Source organism: Massilia sp. TS11 (genome assembly GCF_022012445.1).
In the GTDB taxonomy this organism is placed as follows: domain Bacteria; phylum Pseudomonadota; class Gammaproteobacteria; order Burkholderiales; family Burkholderiaceae_D; genus Telluria.
The window spans coordinates 196,046-221,176 of sequence record NZ_JAKLTS010000008.1; the positions used below are offsets into that span (position 1 = coordinate 196,046).

Here is a 25,131-nt window from a genome sequence, read left to right on the forward strand (position 1 = left end):
GGCCGCGGCCGCCAAGGTCTTACTCGTAGGAGAAAATGGAACCGAGCTTGTCCATGCGTTCCAGCGCCATGCCCGAGCCGCGCACCACGCAGGTCAGCGGATCCTCGGCCACCAGCACCGGCAGGCCGGTCTCTTCCATCAGCAGACGGTCGAGGTCGCGCAGCAGGGCGCCGCCGCCGGTCAGCATCATGCCCTTCTCGGCGATGTCCGCGCCCAGTTCCGGCGGGGTCTGCTCGAGGGCGTTCTTGACGGCCGAGACGATGTTGTTGAGCGGATCGGTCAGGGCTTCGAGGATCTCGTTCGAGGAGATCGTGAACGAGCGCGGGATGCCTTCCGACAGATTGCGGCCCTTGACTTCCATCTCCTTGACTTCGGAGCCCGGGAAAGCCGAGCCGATGGCTTTCTTGATGGCTTCGGCCGTCTGTTCGCCGATCAGCATGCCGTAGTTACGGCGGATATAGTTGACGATGGCTTCATCGAATTTGTCGCCGCCGACGCGCACCGAGCCTTTGTAGACCATGCCGCCGAGCGAGATGATGCCCACTTCGGTGGTGCCGCCGCCGATGTCGACCACCATCGAGCCGGTCGCATCCGACACCGGCAGGCCGGCGCCGATCGCGGCCGCCATCGGTTCTTCGATCAGATACACCTGCGAGGCGCCGGCGCCGAGCGCCGATTCGCGGATCGCACGGCGCTCGACCTGGGTCGAGCCGCAGGGCACGCAGATGATGATGCGCGGCGAAGGGCGGAAAAATTTCGAGTCGTGCACCATGCGGATGAACTGCTTGAGCATCTGCTCGGTGACGGTGAAGTCGGCGATCACGCCATCCTTCATCGGACGGATCGCTTCGATATTGCCCGGCACTTTACCGAGCATCTGTTTTGCTTCCTTACCAACTGCCTGAATCTGCTTCTTGCCGTTCGGTCCACCTTCCTGACGGATGGCCACCACCGAGGGCTCATCGAGCACGATCCCCAGGCCACGCACGTAAATCAGGGTGTTGGCGGTACCGAGGTCGATCGCCAGATCATTCGAAAAATAACTACGCAGAAAACCAAACATGTGTGTCCTGACGCGCAAACACTTGCGCAAACAAATAATTAACGGATCCCGTTCTGGAATGCGGCGGCAGGCTGTTAAAGCGCCGACAACGCATTAACCTGCCATTCTACCTTATAATCTGTGGACTTTTGTCGGAAAAAACGGCACTTTGTCTTTGCGAGAAGCCGGAGATTCGCGGGGTTTTACGGCCCGGATCACGACATTTATCAAAACTTCACCAACCTTATCCCAGCTGCAACAGCTGCTTTGCACACCATGTCCCTGACCCTATCCGACGTGAAACGCATCGCCAATCTGGCCCGTCTTGACATGGACGACAACCATGCCGAGACCGTCCTCGGCGAGCTCAATGGCATTTTTGCCCTGGCCGAACAAATGCAGGCGATCGACACCACGGGCGTGGCGCCCCTGGCCCAGCCGCTCTCGGCCGTCCTCGAGCACCTCGATCTGCGCCTGCGCGAAGACCGCGTGACCGAGACCGACCAGCGCGCCGCCTACCAGGCCCCGGCCCCGAAGACCGAAGACGGCCTCTACCTCGTGCCCAAAGTCATCGAATAAGAGCGAACATGCATAACCACACCATCAAGGCGCTGTCCGCGCTATTGCAATCGAAGCAAGTGTCGGCCACCGAACTGGCCAAGGACTATCTGGCGCGCATCGCCGCCAGCGACATCAATGCCTTCCTGCACGTCGATCCCGAGCTGACCCTGGCCCAGGCCGCCGCGGCCGACGCCCGTCTGGCCACCGGCAAGGCCGGCCCCCTGACCGGCGTGCCGATGGCGCACAAGGACATCTTCGTCACCAAGGGCTGGCGCTCGACGGCCGGTTCGCACATGCTGGCCAATTACACCAGCCCCTTCGACGCCACCGTGGTCGAGCGCCTGAGCGCGGCCGGGATGGTCAACCTGGGCAAGCTCAACTGCGACGAATTCGCCATGGGCTCGTCCAACGAGAACTCGGCCTTCGGCGCCGTGAAAAATCCCTGGGACAAGCGCGCCGTGCCGGGCGGTTCCTCGGGCGGCTCGGCCGCAGCCGTGGCCGCACGCCTGGCGCCGGCCGCGACCGGCACCGATACCGGCGGCTCGATCCGCCAGCCGGCCGCCTTCTGCGGCATCACCGGCATCAAGCCGACCTATGGCCGCGTGTCGCGCTACGGCATGATCGCCTACGCCTCCTCGCTTGACCAGGGCGGCGTGTTCGCCCAGAGCGCCGAAGACTGCGCCCTGATGCTGAACGAGATGATCGGCTTTGACGAGCGCGATTCGACCAGCCTGACGGTCGAACAAGGCAACCACAAGGAAGACCTGACGCGCGATCTCCATCAACCGCTGGCCGGCCTGCGCATCGGCGTGCCGAAAGAATATTTCGGTGAAGGCCTGGCGGCCGACGTCGAAGCGGCCGTGCGCGCCGCTCTCGCCCAGTTCGTGCAGCTGGGCGCGACCCTGGTCGACATCTCGCTGCCGAAGACGGCGCTGTCGATTCCGACCTATTACATCATCGCCCCGGCCGAAGCCTCGTCCAATCTGTCGCGCTTCGATGGCGTGCGCTACGGCCACCGCGCGGCCGCCTACAGCGACCTCAACGACATGTACAAGAAGACCCGCGCCGAAGGCTTCGGCGCCGAGGTCCAGCGCCGCATCATGGTCGGCACCTATGTGCTGTGCCATGGCTACTACGACGCCTACTACGTCAAGGCCCAGCAGATCCGGCGCCTGATCGCCAACGACTTCCAGGCCGCCTTCCGCGAGCACTGCGACGTGATCATGGGCCCGGTGGCCCCGAGCGTCGCCTGGGATCTGGGCGACAAGGCCAACGACCCGGTCGCCAACTACCTGGCCGACATCTTCACGCTCTCGACCAGCCTGGCCGGCCTGCCCGGCATGTCGATCCCCTGCGGCTTCGGCCAGGGCGAGAAGAACAGCCAGCGCCCGGTCGGCCTCCAGATCATCGGCAATTATTTTGGCGAGGCCAAGCTGCTGAACATTGCCCACCAGTTCCAGCAAGCCACGGACTGGCACACGCGCGCGCCCGCCAACGTTTAATAGCGAGAACAGAACATGCAATGGGAAGTCGTCATCGGTCTTGAGAACCACGTGCAGCTCACGACCCAGTCCAAAATCTTTAGCGGCAGTTCGACGCAGTTCGGCGCCGCGCCCAACACCCAGGCCTCGGCCGTGGACCTCGCCCTGCCGGGCGTGCTGCCCGTGATGAACAAGGGCGCCGTCGAGCGGGCGATCCGCTTCGGCCTGGCTGTGGGCGCGACGATTGCGCCGCGCTCGATCTTCGCGCGCAAAAACTATTTCTATCCCGACCTGCCCAAGGGCTATCAGATCAGCCAGTTCGAGCTGCCCGTCGTGCAGGGCGGCGCGCTGACCTTCGGCTACGAGAAGGACGGCCAGTTCGTCACCAAGACCGTCAACCTGACCCGCGCCCACCTCGAGGAAGACGCCGGCAAGTCGCTGCACGAGGACTACCACGGCATGTCCGGCATCGACCTGAACCGCGCCGGCACGCCGCTGCTGGAGATCGTGTCCGAGCCCGAGATCCGCTCGGCCGCCGAAGCCGTGGCCTATGCCAAGGCCCTGCACGGCCTCGTGGTCTGGCTCGGCATCTGCGACGGCAATATGCAGGAAGGCTCGTTCCGCTGCGACGTCAACGTCTCGGTGCGCCCGCTCGGCCAGCAGGAATTCGGCACGCGCTGCGAGATCAAGAACCTCAACTCCTTCCGTTTCATGGAAGAAGCGATCCACTACGAAGTGCGGCGCCAGATCGAGCTGATCGAAGACGGCGGCAAGGTCGTGCAGGCGACCCGCCTGTGGGATCCGGACAAGAAGGAAACGCGCGCCATGCGCTCGAAGGAAGATGCGCAGGACTACCGCTACTTCCCCGACCCCGATCTGCCGCCGCTGGTGATCGGCGCCGACTGGATCGCGCGCGTGCAGGGCGAGATGCCCGAGCTGCCGAGCGCGATGAAAGCGCGCTTCATCGACGACTACGGCCTGCCCGAGTACGACAGCCTGGTGCTGACCGCCTCGCGCGCGATGGCCAGCTACTACGAAGCCGTGGTGGCCGCGGCCGGCAAGGAGAACGCCAAGGCCGCCTCCAACTGGATGATGGGCGACGTCGCCTCGACCCTGAACCGCGAGGGTGTCGAGCTCAGCGCCGCGCCGGTCAAGCCGGCCCAGCTCGCGTTGCTGCTCAAACGCATCGCCGACGGCACGATTTCCAACAAGGCCGGCAAGGAAGTTTTCGCCGCCATGTGGGAAGCGGGCGTGGACGCCGCCGATCTGGCCGACACCATCATCGCGCAGAAGGGCCTGAAGCAGATTTCGGACACCGGCGCGCTCGAGGCCCTGCTCGACGAGGTCATCGCCAACAACGCCAAGTCGGTCGAGCAATACAAGGCCGGCAAGGAAGCCGCCATCAATGCCCTGATCGGCCAAGCGATGAAAGCCTCGCGCGGCAAGGCCAACCCAGCCCAGCTGACCGAGCTACTCAAGAAAAAACTCGCCAGCTAATCCTGAACGGTGTCAGGTCCGGCAATCGGACATGGCAGAACTAAACGGCCCGCCGATTGTCACGCTAAAGCGCGACATCGTGCGGGCCGTTTAGTTCGGTGATGTCCGATTGCCGGACCTGACACCGTTTGGGATTTATTTGAGGACGTCGGTCAGCACGCGGCCTTCGGCACCGGCGGGCGGGCGCACATGCAGCAGATAGGCCAGGGTCGGCGCGAGATCGACGACTTCGGTATAGCTGCCCACACTGCCGGGCTTGATCCAGCGCTTGCCCATGATGAACAGCGGTACGTTCGTGTCGTAAGCATACGGCAGGCCGTGCGAGGTGCCGTTCTTGCCATAGCCGATCACCCAGTAGGGCTTCATCACGATCAAGAGGTCGCCCGAGTTATTGCTGTTCCAGGCGCGCTGCATGAGCGTGCCGATGCGCGTGTGCGGCACATTCCCGCTCTCGAGCTGGGTGCGCGTATAGGCCTCGGCGATGCCGGGCTGATCGGACAGCCAGCGCGCGGCGGCTTGCTCGATTTCCGCGCGCTTGAGGCCGGCCTTGTCGATCTGCGCATAGTCGAGGTGCAGACTGGGCAGCGAGGTATTGCGCACCAGCTTCTTCAGACCGGTCTTGGCTTCGAGGAATTTGTCGAGGTCGGCGCTGAGCTTCTTGCCATCCACGCGGCCGCTGTCGAAATGGCGCGCCTGGTAGAACTCGGGCGTGTTCGGGAAGCCGTGGTCGGCCGTCAGCACCACCAGCACATTCTCGAGGCCGACTTTCTTGTCGAGGTCCTGGAAGAAGCCGGCCAGCAGGCGGTCGAGCTGCTGCAGGTGGTCGTGCGAGGCGCGGCTCTCGGGGCCATACGCGTGGTTCACATAGTCGTGGCTCGACAGGCTGATGCCGAGCACGTCGGGCACGCCGGCCGGGTTCTTGCCGAGCTGCTCGCCGTCGATCGCGGCACGCGCGAAGTCCAGCGTCAGCGCGTCGAGGAAGGGCGTGGCGCGCAGGCGGTTGTAGTACTTCTCGTCGAGATCGCCACTGTCGCTGGCCATCGTGAAGGGGAAGCGGTTACGCTCGGTGCCGGCCACGCGCGGCGCGATCAGATCGTCGTCGGCGTCGTGCGCGTAGGCGTTTTCGGGCAGCAGCTTGGTCCAGCTCTTGCCGTAGTACTTGTCGGCCGGACGCGCAGCATTGAACTTCTGCACCCAGGCCGGATGCTGCTGCATGTAGTAGGTCGAGCTGGCGAAGCTGCCGCCGCGGTCCATGAACATATAGGCGCTGCCGCTCTTGCCGGCCAGCAGAATCGCGCCGCGGTCCTTGCCCGACACGGTCACCACTTTCGACTGGTTGCCGGTCGCATAGCGCAGCTCGTCGCCGACCGTGTTCACGCGCAGATTGCGCGGCGAGGTGCCGTCGTTCGGCTTGGTCTCGGCGCCGATATAGGTGTAGGCCGGATCTTCGGTGCAGTACATGTTCGCCTGCGTCTTCGGATCGATCCAGTTATTGCCGATGATGCCGTGCACATAGGGATAGGCGCCGGTCAGGATGGCCGCATGGCCGACCGCCGTCACCGTCACGCCATGGGCCTGGTGGGCATTGTTGAAGTAGGCGCCGTCGGACATCAGGCGGCGGAAGCCGCCCGCGCCGAACTGCTCGCGGTAGCGCTGCACCTGCTCGTTCGGCAGGCCGTCGACGACCATCACGACGACCAGTTTGGGCAGGGCCGGGGTGGGCGAAGGAGCCGCCGCCCAGGCCGCCTGTACCGCGAACAGGGCTGACAGAGCGAGGGCGTGTAATGACATGCGTTGTGGTTTCATGGGCGCGGTGGGATCCGTGGGAAAACTTCGGATCATACCGGAAACTTGTCACCGTTTCATGTCCGCCCGCGCAGTGTGGCCGGCGGCTGTGGCTTATACGCCGTAGCGCGCGCGGTAGGCGCTGACGGCCTCGGTGTAGCGCGCCAGTTCGGGGTCGGCGCCCTCGGCCGAAATATAGCCGAGCAGATCGTCGAGGTTGCCGATCGAAATGACCGGAATGCCGAACTCGCGGCTCACTTCCTGCACAGCCGAGCCGGCCGACAGGGCGCCATCCTTGCCCGAGCGTTCCATGCGGTCGAGGGCGATCAGCACGGCGCAGGGCTCGGCCCCGGCGGCGCGGATCAGGTCGACCGATTCGCGCACCGAGGTGCCGGCCGAAATCACGTCGTCGACGATCACCACCTTGCCCTGCAGCTTGGCGCCGACCAGGGTGCCGCCTTCGCCGTGGTCCTTGGCTTCCTTGCGGTTGTAGGCGAAGGCGGTATTGTGGCCGAGCTGGGCCAGGGCCACGGCGGTCGCGCTGGCCAGGGTGATGCCCTTGTAGGCCGGGCCGAACAGCATGTCGAAGGCGACCCCGGCATCGAGCAGGGTGCGCGCGTAGAACTGCGCCAGCTGGCCCAGAGTCGCGCCGTCATGGAACAGGCCGGCATTGAAAAAATACGGCGACTGGCGCCCCGCCTTGGTCGTGAATTCGCCGAAGCGTAGCACTCCCGTGGCCACGGAAAAGGCGATAAACTGTTGGCGCAAATTGCTCACGTGTATCCTCGCTGGTGCATGTCAAAGCCCTATTTTACCCTGCCGATCCATGCCCAAAATTATCTCCGCCAACCTGAATGGCATCCGTTCCGCCCATAAAAAAGGTTTCTTCAACTGGATGGCCGGCACCCAGGCCGACTTCGTCTGCGTGCAGGAACTGAAGGCCCAGCAGCCCGACATGACGCCCGAGTTTCTCAGCCCGCCCGGCTACCACGGCGCCTTCCATTACGCGGAGAAAAAAGGCTATTCGGGCGCCGGCGTCTACTCGCGCCAGGCGCCGGACCGGGTCGTGACCGGCTTCGGCAGCCCCGAGTTCGACGCCGAGGGCCGCTATGTGCGCGTCGATGTCGGCGACCTCAGCGTGATCTCGGTCTACTGCCCCTCGGGCTCGTCCTCGCCCGAGCGCCAGGAGGCCAAATTCCGCTTCATGGACCTGTTCCTGCCGCACCTGCAGGCGCTGCGGGCCGAGGGCCGCGAAGTCGTCATCTGCGGCGACTGGAACATCGCCCACAAGGAAATCGACCTGAAAAACTGGAAGTCGAACCAGAAGAATTCGGGCTTCCTGCCCGAGGAGCGCGCCTGGCTCAGCCGCGTGTTTGACGAGCTCGGCTTCGTCGACGTGCACCGCAGCCTCGACCCGCGCCCCGAGCAGTACACCTGGTGGAGCGCGCGCGGCGCCGCCTACGACAAGAACGTCGGCTGGCGCATCGATTACCACGTGGCCACCCCGGGCATCGCCGCCCGCGCGCGCGAGGTCGCCGTCTACAAGGACGAACGCTTCTCCGACCACGCGCCCCTGGTGATCGACTACGGGCTGTAAATACATTGTCCGCGCGGTGTTCGGGATGGACAACACCGGTGCCGCAATTCCAATGAAGATACGATAAATTTAATGTATATCAACACTGGAATTGCTACACTAACCACTGTCCACCCCTAACCCGTTGGCGCTGAGAATGTGCGCCCAGCCGCGGCCGTGCCGCACGAGCGACCATGAGTACTGCGCGTTTTGTCGACCAGCTCTACCACACCTATCTTGGCCGCGCCGCCGACCAGGGCGGCCTGACCTTCTGGAGCCAGCTGCTCGACTCGGGCGCCGCCAACGCCATCCAGGTCACCCAGGCCTTCCTGAACAGCCCTGAATTCGCCGACAAGGTCGAACCGCTGGCGCGCCTGTACGCGGCCGCCTTCCACCGCATTCCCGACGCCGGCGGCCTGGCCTACTGGCTGCAGCGCGCCCAGGCCGGTCTGGGCCTGGACGAGATCAGCCGCGCCTTCGCCGCCTCGGGCGAGTTCCAGCAGCGCTATGGCGCGCTCGACGACAGCCACTTCCTCAGCCAGCTCTACACCGATATGTTCGGCCAGGCGCCCGACGCCGCCACCCTCGCCCACTGGCAGGGCCAGCAGCTCGACCGCGCCGGTCTGCTGAGCGGCCTGGCCAATGCGCCCGCCTATGTGGCGGCCGAGAGCCAGGCGGTGAAGGTGATCGCCCAGTTCCACGCCGTGCTCGGCCAGGCGCCCACCGAGGCCCAGCTGGCGGCGGCCCTGGCCATGAAGAATCCGGGCGCCCTGCTGGCCAGCCTGTATGCCAGCCCTGACTACCAGGGCGAGCCCGTACCGGGCATGACGACCGGCGGCAGCATCGTCGACGGCTATGTGCGCAACGCCGTCGTCTTTGTCGACAGCAACCACAACGGCCAGCTCGACAGCGGCGAACTCTCGGCCCTGAGCGACCATGCGGGCCGCTTCCAGTTCTCCCAGCCGGTCTTCGGCGGCACCCTGGTCAGCCTGGGCGGGATCGACACCAGCACCGGCAAGCCGAGCGGCGAAGGCTATCGCGCGCCGGCCGGCGCCAGCGTGCTCAATCCGCTGACCAGCGTCCTGGCCCAGCTCGTCGATGAGCAGCATCTGGGCGTCGACGCGGCCCAGACCCAGCTGCTGCAGGCGCTCGGCCTGCCGTCCGGCCTCGACCTGCTGCACACCGATCTGCTGCAGCGCGCCCTGAGCGGCGACGGCAACGGCCTCGCGGCCCAGCGCCTCGTGGCCCAGCTCGACGCCTATGCGACCCTGAGCGGCGCCCTGCTCAGCGGCAGCGGCCTGGCGGCCAGCACGGCCCAGGCCGAAGCGGCCGCCTACAGCGCGCTCGCCGCCTGGGTCAGCCACGGTGGCCAGGGCGCCCAGGTCCTGAACTCGGCCGCGGCGCTCGCGACCCTGGTGGCCGAGGCCGCAGCCAGCCTGGGCGCCAGCGCGGCCCAGCTGCAGACGGTCGGCCATCTGGCCGGCCAGACCGGGCAGATCATCGCCCAGGTCAACAGCACGCTGGCCCACGCCACCGGCTTGAGCACCAGCGCGGCCGTCCTGGCCATGGCCACCATCAGCGCCAATGTCGACAGCGTGGCCGGCGCCCTGCGTCTGAGCAGCGGCAGCGGCGACCTCGGCCCGGCCGTACTGATGGCCAATGCCGATCTGTTGACCAGCGCCAGCGCCGGCGGCAGTGGCGGCGGGGCCGGCCCTTCGCTGGTCGACCTGACGGCGCCGACCCTGCTCTCGGCCAACCCCGGCAATGGCGGCACCATGCAGGCCAATGCCAACCTCGTGCTGAGCTTCACCGAGGCCGTGCAGATCAATAACAGCGGCGGCCAGATCATCCTCACCGATGGCGCCGTGCAGACCGTGTTCCAGGGCAGCACCCTGGCCACGCGCATCGTCGGCGCGACCGACACGCGCTACATCCAGATCAGCGACAGCGGCCAGGTCAGCATCAGCGGCAGCAATGTGACGATCAACCCGAGCCAGGATCTGGTGGCGGGCCTGAACTACAAAGTCATCATCAGCAACAATGCGCTGTCCGACGCGGCCGGTAACCCGCTGGTCAGCATGGCCAGCGGCAAGGCCCTGGCCTTCAGCGCCACGGCCGTACCCGACACCACGCCGCCGACCCTGACCGGCGCCAGCCCGGCCGACGACAGCACGGGCTATGTCGGCCAGTCGCTGAGCCTGAGCTTCAGCGAATCGGTGCAGGCCGGCACCGGCAATATCGTGCTGCACGCCGTCAATGGCAGCGTCGACACGGCCACCACGATCAGCGTCACCGACACCACCCAGGTCAGCTTCCAAGGCAACAGCCTGACCCTGACCCCGACCGTCCACCTGAACGGCGCCACCAATTACTACGTGAATGTCGACAGCACGGCCGTGCGCGACATGAGCAACAACGCCTTCGCCGGCATCAGCGACAGCACCACGCTGAACTTCAGCACGGGCGCGATCGACAACACGCCGCCGACGCTGACGGCCACCAGCCCGGCCGCGAATGCCACCGAGGTGACCGCCACGGCCACGCTGAACTTCACCTTCAGCGAGCCGGTCAAGGCCGGTACCGGCTACATCTCGATCAACAACTACGCGGGCGACAGTCGCAGCTTCCTGATCACCGACAGCACCCAGGTCAGCTTCTCGGGCAATGTGCTGAGCGTGCATCCGAGCACGCCGCTGGCCAACAACTCGACCTATGCCGTCACGATCGACGGCGTCTCGGTCTACGACAACAGCAATAATCCTTTCGCCGGCACCGGCGTCAGCACCGGCCTGGTCTTCAAGACCCGGGACACGATCGTGCCGACGGCCACGCTCGGCACCTCGGCCAGCCTGATCAAGACGGGCGAGACCCTGACCATGGTGCTGAGCTTCAGCGAGCCCGTCACGGGTCTGTCCAACAGTTCGCTGTCGGCCTTCACGGCCAGCGGTGGCACGCTGAGCAACCTGAGCGGCAGCGGCGCCAGCTACACGGCCACCTTCACGCCGAATGCCGACACCGAGCTGAGCAGCGCGAAACTCAGCGTCGACTTCAGCCAGCTCAATGTGCGCGATGCGGCCGGCAACCAGATCACCAGCATCCTCGACAGCAGCGGCTTCAAGATCGACACCAAGGCCCCGACCCTGCTCGCCAGCAGCCCGGCCGACAACAGCGCCAGTGTGGCCGTCAGCAATGACATCGTGCTGACCTTCAGCGAAGCGATGGCGGCCGGCGGCGGCTATATCCACATCACCAATGGCAGCGACGAGCGCCTGATCCTGGCCAATGACCACAGCCAGGTCAGCTTCAATGGCGCCACCGTCACCATCAATCCGCTGCAGGACCTGAGCGCCAACGGCCACTACCACGTGGAGATCGACGGCGCCGCCCTGCACGATCTGGCCGGCAATCCGCTGGCGGCCATCACCAGCAGCACGGCGCTCGACTTCTGGACCCCGGACACGATCGCCCCGACCGCCTCGCTCTCGCTCAGCAGCAACAACCTGAGCCAGGGCGGCACGGCCGTGCTGCACATCGATTTCAGCGAATCGGTCACCAACTTCGACAGCAGCGACCTGAGCGCCAGCGCCGGCACGCTCAGCAGCGTAAGCACCACCGACCACCAGCACTTCACCGCCACCTACACGGCCAGCAGCGCCACCAGCAATGGCGCCATCACGCTGAACCTGTCCGGCGTCGACGACCTGGCCGGCAACCATGGCGTGGGCAGCATCAGCACCAGCCCGATCACGGTCAGCGCCAGCCTGCCGGCGCCGTCGGCGGCGATCAGCCTGTCCGACGCCGCGCTCGGCATCGGCGAACATTTCGTCGCCACCATCAGCTTCAATACGGCCGTGACCGACCTGAGCACGGCTGCCATCACGGCGCCCCACCTGAGTTCGCTCTCGCTGAGCAGCAATGGCGCGCACACGGTCTGGACCCTGACCGGCGATCTGCCCGAGGCCGGCGAGTACAAGGGCAATGCTCTGTCGATCGACCTCAGCCAGGTACACAATGCCAATAACGTGGCCGGCAGCGGCAGCGTCAGCAGCAGCTACGACATCGACCTCGTGCGTCCGACGGCCACCCTGAGCCTGAGCGACACCACGCTGACGATCGGCGACGCGGCCACGCTGACGGTCAGTTTCAGCGAGGCGGTCGAGCAGCTGTCGACCAATGCCTTCTATGTCGAGCACGCCACGCTGAGCAATCCCCAGCACAGCGCCGACTACCTGACCTGGACCCTGACGCTGACGCCCGACGCCGACAGCGGCGACACCTATGCCTCGAGCGATCTGTTCCTTGACCTGAGCCAGATCCACGACCGCGCCGGCAATGCCGGCAATGGCAGCGCCGGCTTCTATCCGTATCTGGTCGACACCCACCGTCCGCATGCCGAGATCAGCATCGGGGCCGAGGGCAGCATCCACCCGAACGAAGACCGGCTCGTCTACATCACCTTCGGCGAGACCATCCCCGACCTCAGCGATGCGATGCTGCACACCGACAACGGCAGCATCGGCGGCGTCTACGAGTGGTACACGGGCACCTATATCGCCACCCTGGTCGCGGCCAACACGGGCAGCGCCACCGTCACCCTCGACCAGTCGGGCCTGCACGACAACCACGGCAATGCCGGCAGCGGCAGCGTGACCACCACCGTCACGGTCACCACCCTGCCCCCGCCCGCGCCCGAGGCCAGCCTCAGCATGGACGACAAGTCGCTCAAGATCGGCGACAGCGCCCAGCTGACGATCAGCTTCAACACGGCCGTGCCGACCCTGAGCGCGAGCGCCCTGAGCACGCCCTACCTGAGCGTGAGCAATCTCAGCACGAGCGACAATGGCCTGACCTGGACCGCCACCCTGACCCCGGACAGCCATGCCTCGGTCGCCGAACAGACCGTCGAACTCAATCTGAGCAGCGTGCAGAACAGCGGCGGCATCAGCGGCAGCGGCCTGGCCACCAGCGCCTACTATGTGGTCGACACGGTGCGTCCCTCGGTCACCGCCTTCAGCCTCAGCGACACCGACCTGCGCGCCGGCGAAGTGGCCACGGCCACGATCACCTTCAGCGAGGCGGTCAGCAACCTGGCCCAGGAAGACTTCAGCCACCCGAACGTCAGCCTGGGCAGCTTCTACACGACGGACAGCACGGTCTGGACCTTTGCCGTCACGCCCTACAACAACAGCTCGGCCACGGTCAGCTCCGCCAGCCTCAGCCTGACCAGCGTGTTCGACGAACACGGCAACGCCGGCAGCGGCAGCTACAGCCTGCCCAGCTACACGGTCGACACCACGCGCCCGCATCTGAGCAGCGTCAGCCTGGGCAGCAGCAGCCTGACCACCGGCGCCACCACCACCGTCACCTTCGTGTTCGACCGCGCCGTCAGCGGCTTCGATCTGGGCGACGTCAGCGTCCAGCACGGCACGCTGAGCAATCTGAGCACCAGCAACAACACCACCTTCACGGCCACCCTGACGAGCAGCGGCGGCAACAGCACCGGCAACGTCATGACGGTGAACATGAGCGGGCTGACGGCCGCCGGCAATGGCAATCCCGGCAGCGGCAGCACCGACTCCGGCTACTACGACGTGGTGGCCCCGCACCCGACCGCCACCGTCAATCTCAGCCCGAGCACGATCACCAGCACCAGCCCGGTGACGGTGATGGTCACTTTCTCGGAAGCGGTGACCGGCTTTACCTCGGCCGACATCAGCAGCAGCGTGCTCAGCGGCGGCACCCCGACCAGCAGCGACGGCATCCATTGGTATCTGACGATGACGCCGAGCAGCGACGTCTACAGCAGCAATGCCAGCCTCAGCATCGATCTGGGCGGCGTCGCCAGCAGCGCCTACAACCAGGCTGGCAGCGGCAGCGCCACGGCCAGCTTCAGCATCAACACCGAAGTCCTGAGCGGCAGCATCAGCCTCAGCGACACCAATCTGCTCCACGGCGAAACGGCCCTGGTCACGCTCGCGCTCAACCATGCGCTGAGCGGCACGCCGACCCTGTCGGCCACGGCCGCCGGCGGCAGCCTCGGCGCCTTCACCTCGAGCGACAACCAGACCTGGTACGCGAGCTTCACGCCTAATGCCAGCCTGGACCAGACGGGCAACACGATCAGCGTCAATCTGAGCGGCCTGAGCACGGCGCACGCGAGCGGCAGCGGCAGCATCAGTTCGCCGACCTATGCGGTCCACACAGTGATCCCGACGGCCACGCTGAACCTCGACCATACGAGCCTGAAGGCCGGCCAGACGGCAGTGCTGTCGATCACCTTCAGCGAAGCCGTGAGCGGTCTGGACAGCAGCGACTTCAGCCTCGCTGGCGGCAGCCTCAGCGGTCTGGCCTCGACCGACCAGATCCACTACATGGCCACCTACACACCGGGCAGCAATATCCAGACGGCGAGCGGCCAGATCACGCTCGACCTCAGCGGCGTGACCGACAGCGACGGCAATACCGGCAGCGCCAACCCGGGTACCAGCTTCTTCCAGATCGACACGCGCGCCCCGACCGCGACGGTGAGCATCAGCGACACCTTCGTCACCTATGGCGACACGCCGATCGTCAACATCCGCTTCTCGGAGGCCGTCAGCGGCATGAGCCTGGGCGCCCTGTCGGCCGCGCACGGCAGCTTCACCAATCTGGTCACCTATAGCAGCAGCTCCTTCACGGCCAGCTATATCCCGGATGCGATCAACAGCAGCACCGACAATGTCACGCTGAGCCTGAGCGGCATCAGCGACACCATCGGCAACAGCGCCAGCGGCACGGCCTCGCTGACCTCGGCCTTCAGCCTCGACACCATCTGCCCGACCCTGAGCGCGATCAGCATGGGCAGCACCACGCTGACCGCCGGCCAGAGCACGGAGGTGCATTTCACTTTCAGCGAATCGGTCTATCTGGACGACACCAGCATCGCCGTCCCCGGCGGCACGCTGACCAGTTTCACCGAGAACGCCAGCCATGTGTGGACGGCCACCTTCACGCCGAGCAGCAACACCGAGACCAGCGGCGCCATCAGCGTCAATCTCGCCTACCTGACCGACGACCTCGGCAACCCGGTGTCGGGCATCGATTCCGGCCCCTTCTACATCATCGACACCAAGCGCCCGACGGTCGAATCCTTCTCGCTCGACAGCACGCCGATCAATGCCAGCAGCAGCACGGTCACGGCCCATATCGTGTTCTCGGAAGACATCCAGGGCTTCACGGCGGCCGACTTCAGCAGCCACCCGCACGGCAGCATCGTCTCGGTCATGCAAGATGGCAATGCCAGCAGCTGGACGGCTGTGTATTCGCTCGACGCCAGCGTGACGGCCGCCGACAATGTGCTGACCATCGATCTGAGCGGCATCAGCGACATGCACGGCAATGCCGGCAGCGGCAGCGCCTCGACCGACGCCTTCCTGATCGACAATGAGGTGCCGAGCCTGGTGAGCACCAGCATTCCCGCCAGCGTGATTTCGAGCAGCGGCACGACATTGAGCTTCACCTTCTCCGAGGCGCTGGCGGGCGACGACCGCGATTTCATTTCGCATCTGCAGTCCGACCAGGGCAGCTTCAGCAGTGCCGTCAGTTCCGACAGCATCCACTGGACGGTCAGCTTCACGCCGACCATCAGCAGCCCGGGCGCATCGCTGAGCCTGAGCATGACCGGTCTGCAGGACCAGGCCGGCAACACCTTCTCGGCCACACCCACGGTCAGCGCCAGCATCGACACGGTCGGCCCCACGGTCAGCATGGCCAGCTTCGGCGACGGCGTGCTCACCGCAAGCGAACTGAGCGCCGGCGTGACCCTGTCGGCCGCGATCGGCATCGACGCCAGCTCAGCCAGCCTGATCATCGACGGCCACACCTACAGCCCGACCATCAGCGGCTACAGCTGGACCTATGTGCTCAGCAGCAGCGATGTCAGCAGCATCAGCGATGGCAGCTACACGGCCAGCATCGTCGCCACCGATGCCGCCGGCAACCACACGAGCGCCACGGGCAGCGTCGCCTTCGACCGCGTCGGTCCGAGCGTGGTGACCACCGAGCTCGGCTACGACCCCGGCAATGACTTCCTCGTCAACGGCGTCTACCAGTCGATCAAAGGCACGGCCTCCGAGACCTGGGTCAATGGCGCCACGGCCGAAGTCTCGGTCGACGGCGGCAGCAGCTGGACGGCGGCCAATTACTACACCGGCACCAGCTGGGAAACTTCCTCGGTCGACCTGTCGCGCGGCGGCAGCATCAGCACCGGCACCCTGCTCGTGCGCCTGACCGACGTGTATGGCAATGTGGGGCCGACCTGGTCGCACACCTATTCGCTCGACACCAGCTCACCGTCGGCGCCGACGGCCGCGCTGTCGACCGACACGGGCGAATCGTCGAGCGACAAGGTCACCAATTCGGTCGTCATCACCGGCACCACCGAGCCCTACATCAAGGTCACGGCGCTCGATACGACGTCCAGCTGGACCCAGCTCGGCTTCACGAATGCCGATGCGAGCGGCCACTACACGATCGATCTGACCAGCTTGCTCAGTTCCGGCACCTACACGCTGTCGCTGCACGCGACCGATCTGGCCAGCAACCAGAGCCTGAGCGACACCAGCATCAGCAATGTGGTGGTCGACAAGGTGGCGCCGACCGTCGTCAGCACGCCCAGCGTCGGCACCCTGTTGCAGGGCACCTCGCTGGCCGTGCAGTTCGACGAGGACATCTATGTCGACAGCGGCATCTCGATCAGCATCGTCGACACCACCACCTCCTCGGTGGCGCTGACCATGAGCGCGAGCAATGTGTCGCACAGCGGCCATCTGCTCTACCTGACCCTGCCCTCGGCCCTGAACGGCCTGCACAATTATCAGGTGACGATCGTCGGCTCGGCCCTGCACGATCTGGCCGGCAATGCGGTGTCGGGCAATGTGGTGTTCAGCATCACCGGCAACAGCGCTTAAGCGGCCGGCCAGTCGAGCCGGCGCGCGCTGGTGAAGCAACGCGGCGCGCCCGTCAAGGGATCGGTAAAGCGCACGGCGCGCGCCAGCAGCTGCAGCGGGGCCGACACATCGTCTCCCTTGCAGGGCAGCGCGACCGGGTAGAACGCATCATTGAGAATCGGCGCACCGAGCGCCGCCATGTGCACGCGCAGCTGGTGCTGGCGGCCCGTATGCGGCAGCAGACGATAGCGGCCGAGGCCGCCACGGGTCTCGATCAGGTCGATCTCCGACTCCGCATTCGGCGCGCCCGCCACCTCTTTCATCACGAAAAATTTGTCGCCGATATCGAGGCGGCTGCGGTAGGTGAAGGGAAAGCTGCGCTCGGCCATCAGCGGCGCCAGGGCCTCATATTCCTTGCCGATCACGCGCTGCTGGAACATCGACTGATAGATGCCGCGCGTGGTGCGGTTGGTCGAGAAAATCACCACGCCGGCCGTCTCGCGGTCGAGCCGGTGAATCGGCACGAGGTCCGGGTTGCCGGTCGCCTTTTTCAGGCGCACGAGCAGGGTTTCATGGAGAAAGCGCCCGGTCGGAATGGTCGGCAGAAAATGCGGCTTGTCGACCACCAGCAGATGCGCGTCCTCATGCAGCACCGTGTGGGTGAAGGGAATCGGCGTCTCGGCTTCGAGCTCGCGGTAATACCAGATGCGCATGCCGCGCTGGTAGCGCGAATCGGCGCGCAGCGCCCGCCCCTGCCCATCGACGACTTCGCCACGCGCGAGGCGCGCGCGCCACGAGGCCTCGGACACCAGCGGAAAATTCTCGACCAGGAAGGGCAGCAGGTGCGTCCACGGCCCATCCTGCAGCCACAGATAAGACGGCGACACGCCCTCGCGCATCGGCAAGGGCACGAAGGCGTTGGCCTCGGCCTGGCGTCCCATCAGCGCGTGGCGTAGGGCGGCAGCTTGTCGACCGTGGTGCCCTTGGCGCTCGCGTACAGGGGCAGCAGCAGCGGCAGATGCTCCTGGATCTTCTCGATCCGCTCGGGGCCGAGCGGGTGGGTCGACAGCAGGGCCGGCGGCGCGCTCTTGCTCAGCGCGCCCATTTTCTGCCACAGCACGATGCCGGCGCGCGGGTCGTAGCCGGCGCGCGCAGCGATGTCCAGACCGATCAGATCGGCCTCGCGCTCGTCATCGCGCGAATACTTGAGGGCCAGGCCCTTGGTGGCGATCTGCGCGCCCTGCTGGGTCAGGTTGGGGTCGATGTTGTAGCGGTAGCCGAGCAGGCTGCCGATACCCTGGGCCAGCATGCCGGTCACGGCCGTCTTACCCTGCTGGTAGCGGCTGTGTTCGCGCAGGGCGTGGGCCATTTCGTGGCCCATCACGGCGGCGATCTCGTCGTCGGTCATCTGCAGCTTGTCGAGGATGCCGCTGAAGAAGGCGATGCGCCCGCCCGGCATGCAGAACGCGTTGACCGTGCCCGAATTGAGCACATTGACCTGCCACTGCCAGCGCTGGGCCTCGGGCTTCCAGCGCGGCGCATAGCTGATCAGGCGCTGGGCCACGGCGCGCACGCGCTGCACGCGCGGGTCGCTGTCGGGCAGCAGCGCATGCTTTTCCTGCGCCGCATTCAGCAGCTGCGAATACTGCATGCGCGACTGGGACTCGACCTGCTCGGCCGGGACCAGGGCTTCGAAAGGCAGGCGCTGGCGCACGGTAATGCCATCCTGCACGACGGTGCGATCGGCCGCACCGGCCAGGCCGCTGACCAGGGCCAGGGCCACCACCACAAAGTTAATGCGCATCGGACTCCCTCCAGGGCGCGATCTTGGGCAACATCAGCATGGCCGGGATCGCCGCCGCAAAACACACGAGAAAGAACTGAAACCACCCCAGCTGGGCCACGATGTAGCCGACCGAGGCATTGATAAATGTACGCGGCACCGCCGCCAGGCTGGAGAATAGCGCGTACTGGGTGGCCGTGTAGCGCGTGTCCGTCGCGCGCGACAGGAAGGCCACCAGGGCCGTCGCACCCAGACCGAGGCTGGCAAACGACTCGAAACCCATGACCGCCGCCAGCAACAGCGTATTCGCGCCCACCAGCGCCAGCCAGGCAAAGCCGAGAATCGCCAGCGCCTGCAGCGCGCCGAACACCCACAGCGCCCGGTTCACGCCCAGCTTGATCATCCACACGCCGCCCACCAGGCCACCCGCCACGCTGGCCCACAGCCCGACCGCATTGGCCGCTGCCCCTATCTGGGAGGTGCTGAAGCCAATATCAAGGAAAAATTTGGTGGCCAGGGCCGTGGCCATGCTGTCGCCGATTTTGTAGAGCAGCATGAAGGCCAGCATCCAGCCGGCCTGAGCCCAGCCCCCGCGCGTCAGAAACTCCTTGAACGGCAGAATCACCGCCTGCTCGAGATTCTTCGGCGTGGCGCCGTACAGGGCCGGTTCACGCGCCAGCAGCGTGACCAGGAAGCATGGCAGCATGCAGGCGCCGACGATCCAGAACACCAGCGACCAGGGCAGGAATTCGACCAGGGCCAGCCCGAGCGCGCTCGGAATCAGGCCAGCCGCCTTGTAGGCATTGACGACGACGGCGGCGCCCAGGCCCTGCTCGGCGTCGCTGAGAATCTCGCGCCGGTAGGCGTCGATCACGATGTCCTGCGAGGCCGACAGGAAAGTGACGCCGGTGGCGGCCAGCACGATGGCGCCCAGCTGGGTGGCCGGGTCGAGCATGCCCATGGCGCCGATCGCGACGCACAGGCCGAGCTGGGTCAGGGCGATCCAGCCGCGCCGCCGCCCGAGCGGCAGCGCAAAGCGGTCCATGAACGGCGCCCACAGGAACTTGAAGGTGTAGGGGAACTGCACCAGGCCGAACAGACCAAGCGCCTTGACCTCCACCCCGCCCTTGGCCAGCCAGGCCTGGACGAAGTAGATCAGCGTGAACAGCGGCAGGCCCGAGCTCACGCCCAGGGCCAGCACGGTCAGCATGCGCCTGTTGAACAGGCTGCGCCAGTCAGTCTTCACCCGGCGGCCCGCTGCTTTTTGCGCAGCCTGAACACGGCCAGGCTGCCGCGCAGATTGGGCAGAAAATGCACCGGCTTGCCGTCGGCCAGGGCCACGCATTCGAGCACTTCGAGCCCGACCTCGTGCGCCAGTTCGGCGAAATCATAGATCGTCGCGCAGCGCACGTTCGGCGTGTCGTACCACTGGTAGGGCAGCGACTTCGACACCGGCATGCGCCCTTTGAGCAGGGCCAGACGGTGCGGCCAGTGGGCAAAATTGGGGAAGCTGACGATGGCCTCGGCGCCCACCCGCACGATATCGCGCAGCAGGTCCTCGACATGGGTCATCATCTGCAGCGAGGACAGGCACAGCACCGTGTCGAAGCTGTTATCGCCGAACATGGCCAGGCCGTTTTCCATGTCCTGCTGGATGACGTTGATGCCGCGCGCGGTCGAGGCCAGCACCTGGGCGTCGTCGAGTTCAATGCCATAGCCGCTGCAGCGCTTGTCCACCTGCAGATGGCGCAGCATGGCGCCGTCGCCGCAGCCCACGTCGAGCACGTGCGAACCCTCGCGCACCCAGTGCGCGATGAAGGCCAGGTCCGGACGGACGGCAGAGAGTTCGTTGAAGTTCATGCGAATTCCTTGGCGATGCGCTCGTAGTAGGCCCGGATGAAGTTGTGGTAGCGCGGGTCTTCGAGCAGGAAGGCGTCGTGTCCGTGCGGGGCGTCGATCTCGGCGTAGCTGACCTGGCGGCGGTTGGCCACCAGGGCCTGCACGATCTCGCGCGAGCGCTCGGGCGCGAAGCGCCAGTCGGTGGTGAACGAGGCCACCAGGAACTGGGCGCGGGTAGCGGCCAGCGCGGCCGCCAGATCGCCATCGAAGGGGCGCGCCGGATCGAAGTAGTCGAGCGCCTTGGTAATCAGCAGATAGGTATTGGCGTCGAAGTATTCGGAGAACTTGTCGCCCTGGTAGCGCAGGTAGGACTCGATCTCGAAGTCGACGCCGAAGTCGAAGTTGTAGGCGTCCTTGTCGGCCGCGTTGCGCAGCTTGCGGCCGAATTTTTCGGCCATGTCGTCGTTCGACAGATAGGTGATATGGCCGATCATGCGCGCCACCCGCAGACCGCGCCGCGGCACCACGCCGTGTTCATAGAAATGCCCGCCATGGAAGTCGGGGTCCGACAGGATGGCCTGGCGCGCCACGTCATTGAAGGCGATGTTCTGGGCCGACAGCTTGGGCGTGGAGGCAATCACCATGCAGTGGCGCAGGCGCTGCGGATACAGGATCGACCAGGCCAGGGCCTGCATGCCGCCGAGCGAACCGCCCATCACGCAGGCGAACTGGCCGATGCCGAGGGCGTCGGCCACGCGCGCCTGGGCGTGCACCCAGTCTTCCACCGTCACCACCGGAAAATCGGCGCCATACGGCTTGCCGGTAGCTGGATTGGTGTGCATCGGACCGGTCGAGCCGAAGCAGGAACCGAGGTTGTTCACGCCGATGACGAAGAACTTGTCGGTGTCGAGCGGCTTGCCCGGGCCGACCATATTGTTCCACCAGCCGGTGTTCTTCGGCTGGTCGGCATACACGCCGGCCACATGGTGCGAGGCATTGAGCGCATGGCAGACCAGCACCGCATTGGACTTGTCGGCGTTCAGGGTGCCATAGGTTTCGATCATCAGCGCATAGTCGCTGAGGGAGGCGCCGCTCTGGAGCCGCAGCGGCTCGCTGAAATGCAGGCTTTGCGGGACAACGATTCCGATGGAGGACATAGTGAGAATTAAAGCGTCTGCAGCTGGGCCACCGCCTCGGCGATCGCCTGGGGTTCGGTGGCGCGCAGGATCTTGCGCGTCTGCGCCGTCAGGGCCGCCAGATCGCTGTTGAGGATTTCCTGCTTCACGGCCAGCAGCTGGGCCGGATGCATCGAGAACTCGCGCAGGCCCATGCCGAGCAGCAGGCGCGTGAGCTTGGTGTCGCCGGCCATCTCGCCGCACACGGCGACATCGATCCCGGCCTTGTGGCCGGCCTGGATGGTCATCGCGATCAGCTGCAGTACGGCCGGATGCAGGGGGTTGTACAGGTGCGCCACTTCGTAGTCGACGCGGTCGATCGCCAGCGTGTACTGGATCAGGTCATTGGTGCCGATCGAGAGGAAGTCCATGCGCTTGACGAACATCGGCAGCGACAGGGCCGCAGCCGGAATCTCGATCATCGCCCCGACTTCGACCTGCGGGTCGAACTTCTGGCCGGCCTCGCGCAGCTGCTGCTTGGCCTGTTCGATCATGGCCAGCGACTGGTCGATCTCGAAGGCGTGCGCCAGCATCGGAATCAGGATGCGCACCTTACCGAAGGCGGAGGCGCGCAGCAGCGCGCGCAGCTGGGTCAGGAACAGCTGCGGCTCCGACAGGCAGTAGCGGATCGCGCGCAGGCCGAGGGCCGGATTCAGGGCCGTGTGCTCGGCGCCGTCGAGCGGCTTGTCGGCGCCGATGTCGAGCGTGCGGATGGTGACCGGCTTGCCCTTCATGGCCAGCACGGCTTTCTTGTACTGCTCGAACTGCTCGTCCTCGGTCGGCGTCTTGTGGGCGTGGTTGGCGCGCCCCATGAACAGGAATTCGGAGCGGAACAGGCCGACGCCCATGGCGCCCGATTCGAGCGCGTGCGGGCAGTCCTCGGGCAGCTCGATATTCGCCAGCAGCGTGACGGCGGTGCCGTCGCGCGTGACGGCCGGGGTCTTCTTCAGCTTCAGCAGCTTCTTGCGCGCCTTGAGCAGGGCGCCCTGGCGCGCGCGGTACTGGTCGAGCACCAGCGGGCTCGGATTGGCGATCACCACGCCGGCGTCGCCGTCGATGATCACCCAGTCATCCTGTTCGATCAGCTGGGACGCATTGCCCATCCCGACCGCGCACGGAATATCGAGCGAGCGGGCGACGATGGCCGTGTGCGAGTTCTGGCCGCCGACATCGGTGACGAAGCCGACGAAGCTCTTGTCGCGGAACTGCAGCATGTCGGCCGGCGAGATGTCGTGCGCCACCACGATCATCTGCGGCTGATAGTCGTCGCGCAGTTCGGCCGAGGGCAGCTGGGCGCTGCCCATCAGGACCTTGAGCACGCGCTCGGCCACCTGCTGGATGTCGGCCTTGCGCTCACGCAGATAGGGATCTTCGATTTCGTCGAACTGGGCCGACAGCTCCTCGATCTGGGTCACGAGCGCCCATTCGGCGTTGTAGTTGCGGGTGCGGATGATGTCCAGCGGCGCTTCCGAGATCATCGGGTCGGACAGGATCAGCACGTGGACGTCGATGAAGGCCCCGAGTTCGGTCGGCGCGTCCTTCGGCAGTTCGGTCCACAGGGTCTGCAGCTCGCGGTGCACCTGGGCGATGGCTTCCTGCAGGCGCAGGACTTCGGCTTCCAGATGTTCTTCGGCCACCAGATAATGCTGGACCTCGAGTGCGGCCGGCGCCAGCAGGTGGGCGCGCCCGATCGAGATCCCGCGCGACACGGGAATCCCGTGCAGCGTGAAGGAGGCCATATTGCGCGCGAGCGAGGGCATTTACTCGCCTTCGCCGAATTTGTCGTTGATCAGGCCGGTCAGCGCGGCGATGCAGTCCTGTTCGTCCGGGCCATCGGCTTCCAGCGTGACCTTGGCGCCTTTGCCGGCGGCCAGCATCATCACGCCCATGATCGACTTGGCGTTCACGCGCCGTCCATTACGCGACAGGAAAACATCGCTCTTGTACTTGGCGGCGAGCTGGGTGAATTTGGCCGAGGCGCGCGCGTGCAGGCCCAGTTTATTAATGATTTCGAGTTCTTGTTGAATCATCTTCCCTTGAATCGCTTTCAGTTGGGACCCAGGCGGATCCGGTTATCGACGCGCACGGCGCCATTCTGGCCCCCGGCCAGGGCCATCTCGACCACCACGTCCAGCGTATCGCGGCGGTAGGTGATGGCGCGCAGCAGCATCGGCAGGCTGATGCCGGCGATGACTTCCACGCGCCCGCTCTCGGTGAGCGCATTGCAGCAGTTGGCGGGCGTGCCGCCCTTCACATCGGTCATGACCAGCACCCCGTCGCCCTCGTCCAGGCGGGCGATGGCCGCCTGCGCCAGGGCGTTGACCTGACCCGGGTCCTGGTCGGCCACGACGTCGATCGCTTCCAGCTGCTCGACCGGCCCGCGGAACACATGCTGGACGGCGGCCACGAAGGCCGCGCCCAGCGGGGCATGGGTCATCAGCAAAATGCCGACCATCTCAGGCCACCGCCCGTTCGAGGGCGTCGATGAAAATGGCGGCGACGTCGCATCCGGTTTGCTGCATGATCTCCTGGAAGCAGGTGGGACTGGTCACGTTCACCTCGGTGAGGTAATCGCCAATCACATCGCATCCTACCAGCAGCAGGCCGCGTGCGGCCAGTTCCGGCGCCAGGCTTTCGCCGATTTCGCGCTCGCGCGCCGTCAGCGGCTGGGCCACGCCGGTGCCGCCGGCGGCCAGATTGCCGCGCACCTCGCCGGCCTGGGGAATGCGCGCCAGCGCATACGGCACCACCTGGCCGCCGATCAGCAGCACGCGCTTGTCGCCCTTGCTGATCTCGGGGATGTAGCGCTGGGCCATGATGGTGCGGCGCCCGTGATCGGTCAGGGTTTCGATGATGGCGCCGAGGTTGATGCCATCGTCCTTGACGCGGAAGATGCCCATGCCGCCCATGCCGTCGAGCGGCTTGAGGATCACATCGCCATGCTCGGCGTGGAAGGCGCGCAGGCGGCGCGGATCGGACGTGACCAGGGTCGGCGCCGTGAATTCGGCGAACTGGGCGATGCTGAGCTTTTCATTGTGGTTGCGGATCGCGGCCGGTTTGTTGAACACGCGCGCGCCCTGGCGCTCGGCCAGTTCCAGCAGATAGGTGCCGTAGATGTACTCCATGTCGAACGGCGGGTCCTTGCGCTGCAGGACGGCGTCGAAGGACTCCAGAGCGCGCGCCTGCACGGGGCCGGCGTGGTACCAGTTGTCGGGGTCGCCCGTAAGCGTGATCTCGGCCACATTGGCCACCACGCGGCCGCCCTCGAGCGCCATATCGCCCTGCTCGAAAGCATACAGCGTATGGCCGCGGCGGGCCGCTTCGCGCATCATGGCGAAGGTGGAATCCTTGTAGATCTTGAAGCTCGCCAGCGGATCGGCGAGAAATGCGATATTCATGGGATCTCCTCGACGGGGAACCCCGATTTTAGCCCGAAATGGCAGGGACCGCCTTGCGCGGCCCCGG

General features: G+C 65.8%; 17 protein-coding genes. 5 read left to right on the plus strand and 12 right to left on the minus strand.

Annotation, left to right across the window (positions count from 1 at the left end):
* Positions 1-19: 19 nt before the first annotated feature.
* A complete protein-coding gene (locus LZ005_RS14185; RefSeq protein ID WP_237808726.1) occupies positions 20-1,063 on the minus strand; it encodes a rod shape-determining protein in 1,044 nt (347 codons plus the stop codon).
* A gap of 255 nt (positions 1,064-1,318) precedes the next feature.
* Here LZ005_RS14185 and gatC point away from each other — a divergent pair, with 255 nt between their 5' ends.
* From gatC to gatB, 3 genes are read left to right on the plus strand one after another with little or no spacing between them, the layout of a single operon-like run.
* Positions 1,319-1,621 carry an Asp-tRNA(Asn)/Glu-tRNA(Gln) amidotransferase subunit GatC gene (gene gatC / locus LZ005_RS14190; RefSeq protein ID WP_237808727.1) on the plus strand — a complete coding sequence of 101 codons (303 nt, stop codon included), beginning with the start codon at positions 1,319-1,321 and terminating at the stop codon, positions 1,619-1,621.
* 8 nt (positions 1,622-1,629) lie between these two features.
* Positions 1,630-3,105 (plus strand): Asp-tRNA(Asn)/Glu-tRNA(Gln) amidotransferase subunit GatA, encoded by a 1,476-nt coding sequence (gene gatA / locus LZ005_RS14195; RefSeq protein ID WP_237808728.1) that lies wholly within the window; start codon positions 1,630-1,632, stop codon positions 3,103-3,105.
* A gap of 15 nt (positions 3,106-3,120) precedes the next feature.
* Entirely contained in the window at positions 3,121-4,581 is a 1,461-nt protein-coding gene (gene gatB, locus LZ005_RS14200) for an Asp-tRNA(Asn)/Glu-tRNA(Gln) amidotransferase subunit GatB (protein ID WP_237808729.1), read from the plus strand.
* A 135-nt stretch (positions 4,582-4,716) separates the two neighbouring features.
* Here the strand turns inward: gatB and LZ005_RS14205 are convergent, their stop codons facing one another.
* Entirely contained in the window at positions 4,717-6,372 is a 1,656-nt protein-coding gene (locus tag LZ005_RS14205) for an alkaline phosphatase family protein (RefSeq protein ID WP_237808730.1), read from the minus strand.
* 108 nt (positions 6,373-6,480) lie between these two features.
* Positions 6,481-7,143, minus strand: a complete 663-nt coding sequence (gene pyrE, locus LZ005_RS14210; protein ID WP_237808731.1) for an orotate phosphoribosyltransferase — start codon at positions 7,141-7,143, stop codon at positions 6,481-6,483.
* 49 nt (positions 7,144-7,192) lie between these two features.
* Here pyrE and LZ005_RS14215 point away from each other — a divergent pair, with 49 nt between their 5' ends.
* Positions 7,193-7,963 (plus strand): exodeoxyribonuclease III, encoded by a 771-nt coding sequence (locus LZ005_RS14215; RefSeq protein WP_237808732.1) that lies wholly within the window; start codon positions 7,193-7,195, stop codon positions 7,961-7,963.
* Between the two features lie 173 nt (positions 7,964-8,136).
* Positions 8,137-16,890: an Ig-like domain-containing protein gene (locus tag LZ005_RS14220; RefSeq protein ID WP_237808733.1), complete on the plus strand. Its 8,754-nt coding sequence runs from the start codon at positions 8,137-8,139 to the stop codon at positions 16,888-16,890.
* On the opposite strand, the gene LZ005_RS14225 is transcribed toward LZ005_RS14220, so the two are convergent.
* From LZ005_RS14225 to gshB, 9 genes are read right to left on the minus strand one after another with little or no spacing between them, the layout of a single operon-like run.
* Positions 16,887-17,810 carry an RluA family pseudouridine synthase gene (locus LZ005_RS14225; protein ID WP_237808734.1) on the minus strand — a complete coding sequence of 308 codons (924 nt, stop codon included), beginning with the start codon at positions 17,808-17,810 and terminating at the stop codon, positions 16,887-16,889. The genes LZ005_RS14220 and LZ005_RS14225 overlap by 4 nt on opposite strands.
* A complete protein-coding gene (locus LZ005_RS14230) occupies positions 17,810-18,673 on the minus strand; it encodes a M48 family metallopeptidase (RefSeq protein ID WP_237808735.1) in 864 nt (287 codons plus the stop codon). Before LZ005_RS14230 ends, LZ005_RS14225 begins: the two co-directional genes overlap by 1 nt.
* The gene (locus tag LZ005_RS14235) at positions 18,663-19,862 is read right to left on the minus strand and encodes an AmpG family muropeptide MFS transporter (protein ID WP_237808764.1); all 1,200 of its coding nucleotides are present in this window, start codon (positions 19,860-19,862) and stop codon (positions 18,663-18,665) included. The genes LZ005_RS14230 and LZ005_RS14235 overlap by 11 nt, the downstream gene beginning before the upstream one ends.
* Before the next feature lie 32 nt (positions 19,863-19,894).
* Entirely contained in the window at positions 19,895-20,512 is a 618-nt protein-coding gene (gene metW / locus LZ005_RS14240; protein WP_237808736.1) for a methionine biosynthesis protein MetW, read from the minus strand.
* Positions 20,509-21,615 carry a homoserine O-acetyltransferase gene (locus tag LZ005_RS14245; RefSeq protein WP_237808765.1) on the minus strand — a complete coding sequence of 369 codons (1,107 nt, stop codon included), beginning with the start codon at positions 21,613-21,615 and terminating at the stop codon, positions 20,509-20,511. Before LZ005_RS14245 ends, metW begins: the two co-directional genes overlap by 4 nt.
* A gap of 41 nt (positions 21,616-21,656) precedes the next feature.
* The gene (gene ptsP, locus LZ005_RS14250) at positions 21,657-23,405 is read right to left on the minus strand and encodes a phosphoenolpyruvate--protein phosphotransferase (protein ID WP_237808766.1); all 1,749 of its coding nucleotides are present in this window, start codon (positions 23,403-23,405) and stop codon (positions 21,657-21,659) included.
* Positions 23,406-23,426: 21 nt separating this feature from the next.
* Positions 23,427-23,696, minus strand: coding sequence for an HPr family phosphocarrier protein (locus LZ005_RS14255; protein WP_237808737.1), 270 nt, complete (start codon positions 23,694-23,696; stop codon positions 23,427-23,429).
* A 17-nt stretch (positions 23,697-23,713) separates the two neighbouring features.
* Positions 23,714-24,121: a PTS sugar transporter subunit IIA gene (locus LZ005_RS14260; RefSeq protein WP_237808738.1), complete on the minus strand. Its 408-nt coding sequence runs from the start codon at positions 24,119-24,121 to the stop codon at positions 23,714-23,716.
* 1 nt (position 24,122) lies between these two features.
* Positions 24,123-25,064 carry a glutathione synthase gene (gene gshB, locus LZ005_RS14265; RefSeq protein WP_237808739.1) on the minus strand — a complete coding sequence of 314 codons (942 nt, stop codon included), beginning with the start codon at positions 25,062-25,064 and terminating at the stop codon, positions 24,123-24,125.
* Positions 25,065-25,131: the final 67 nt, after the last annotated feature.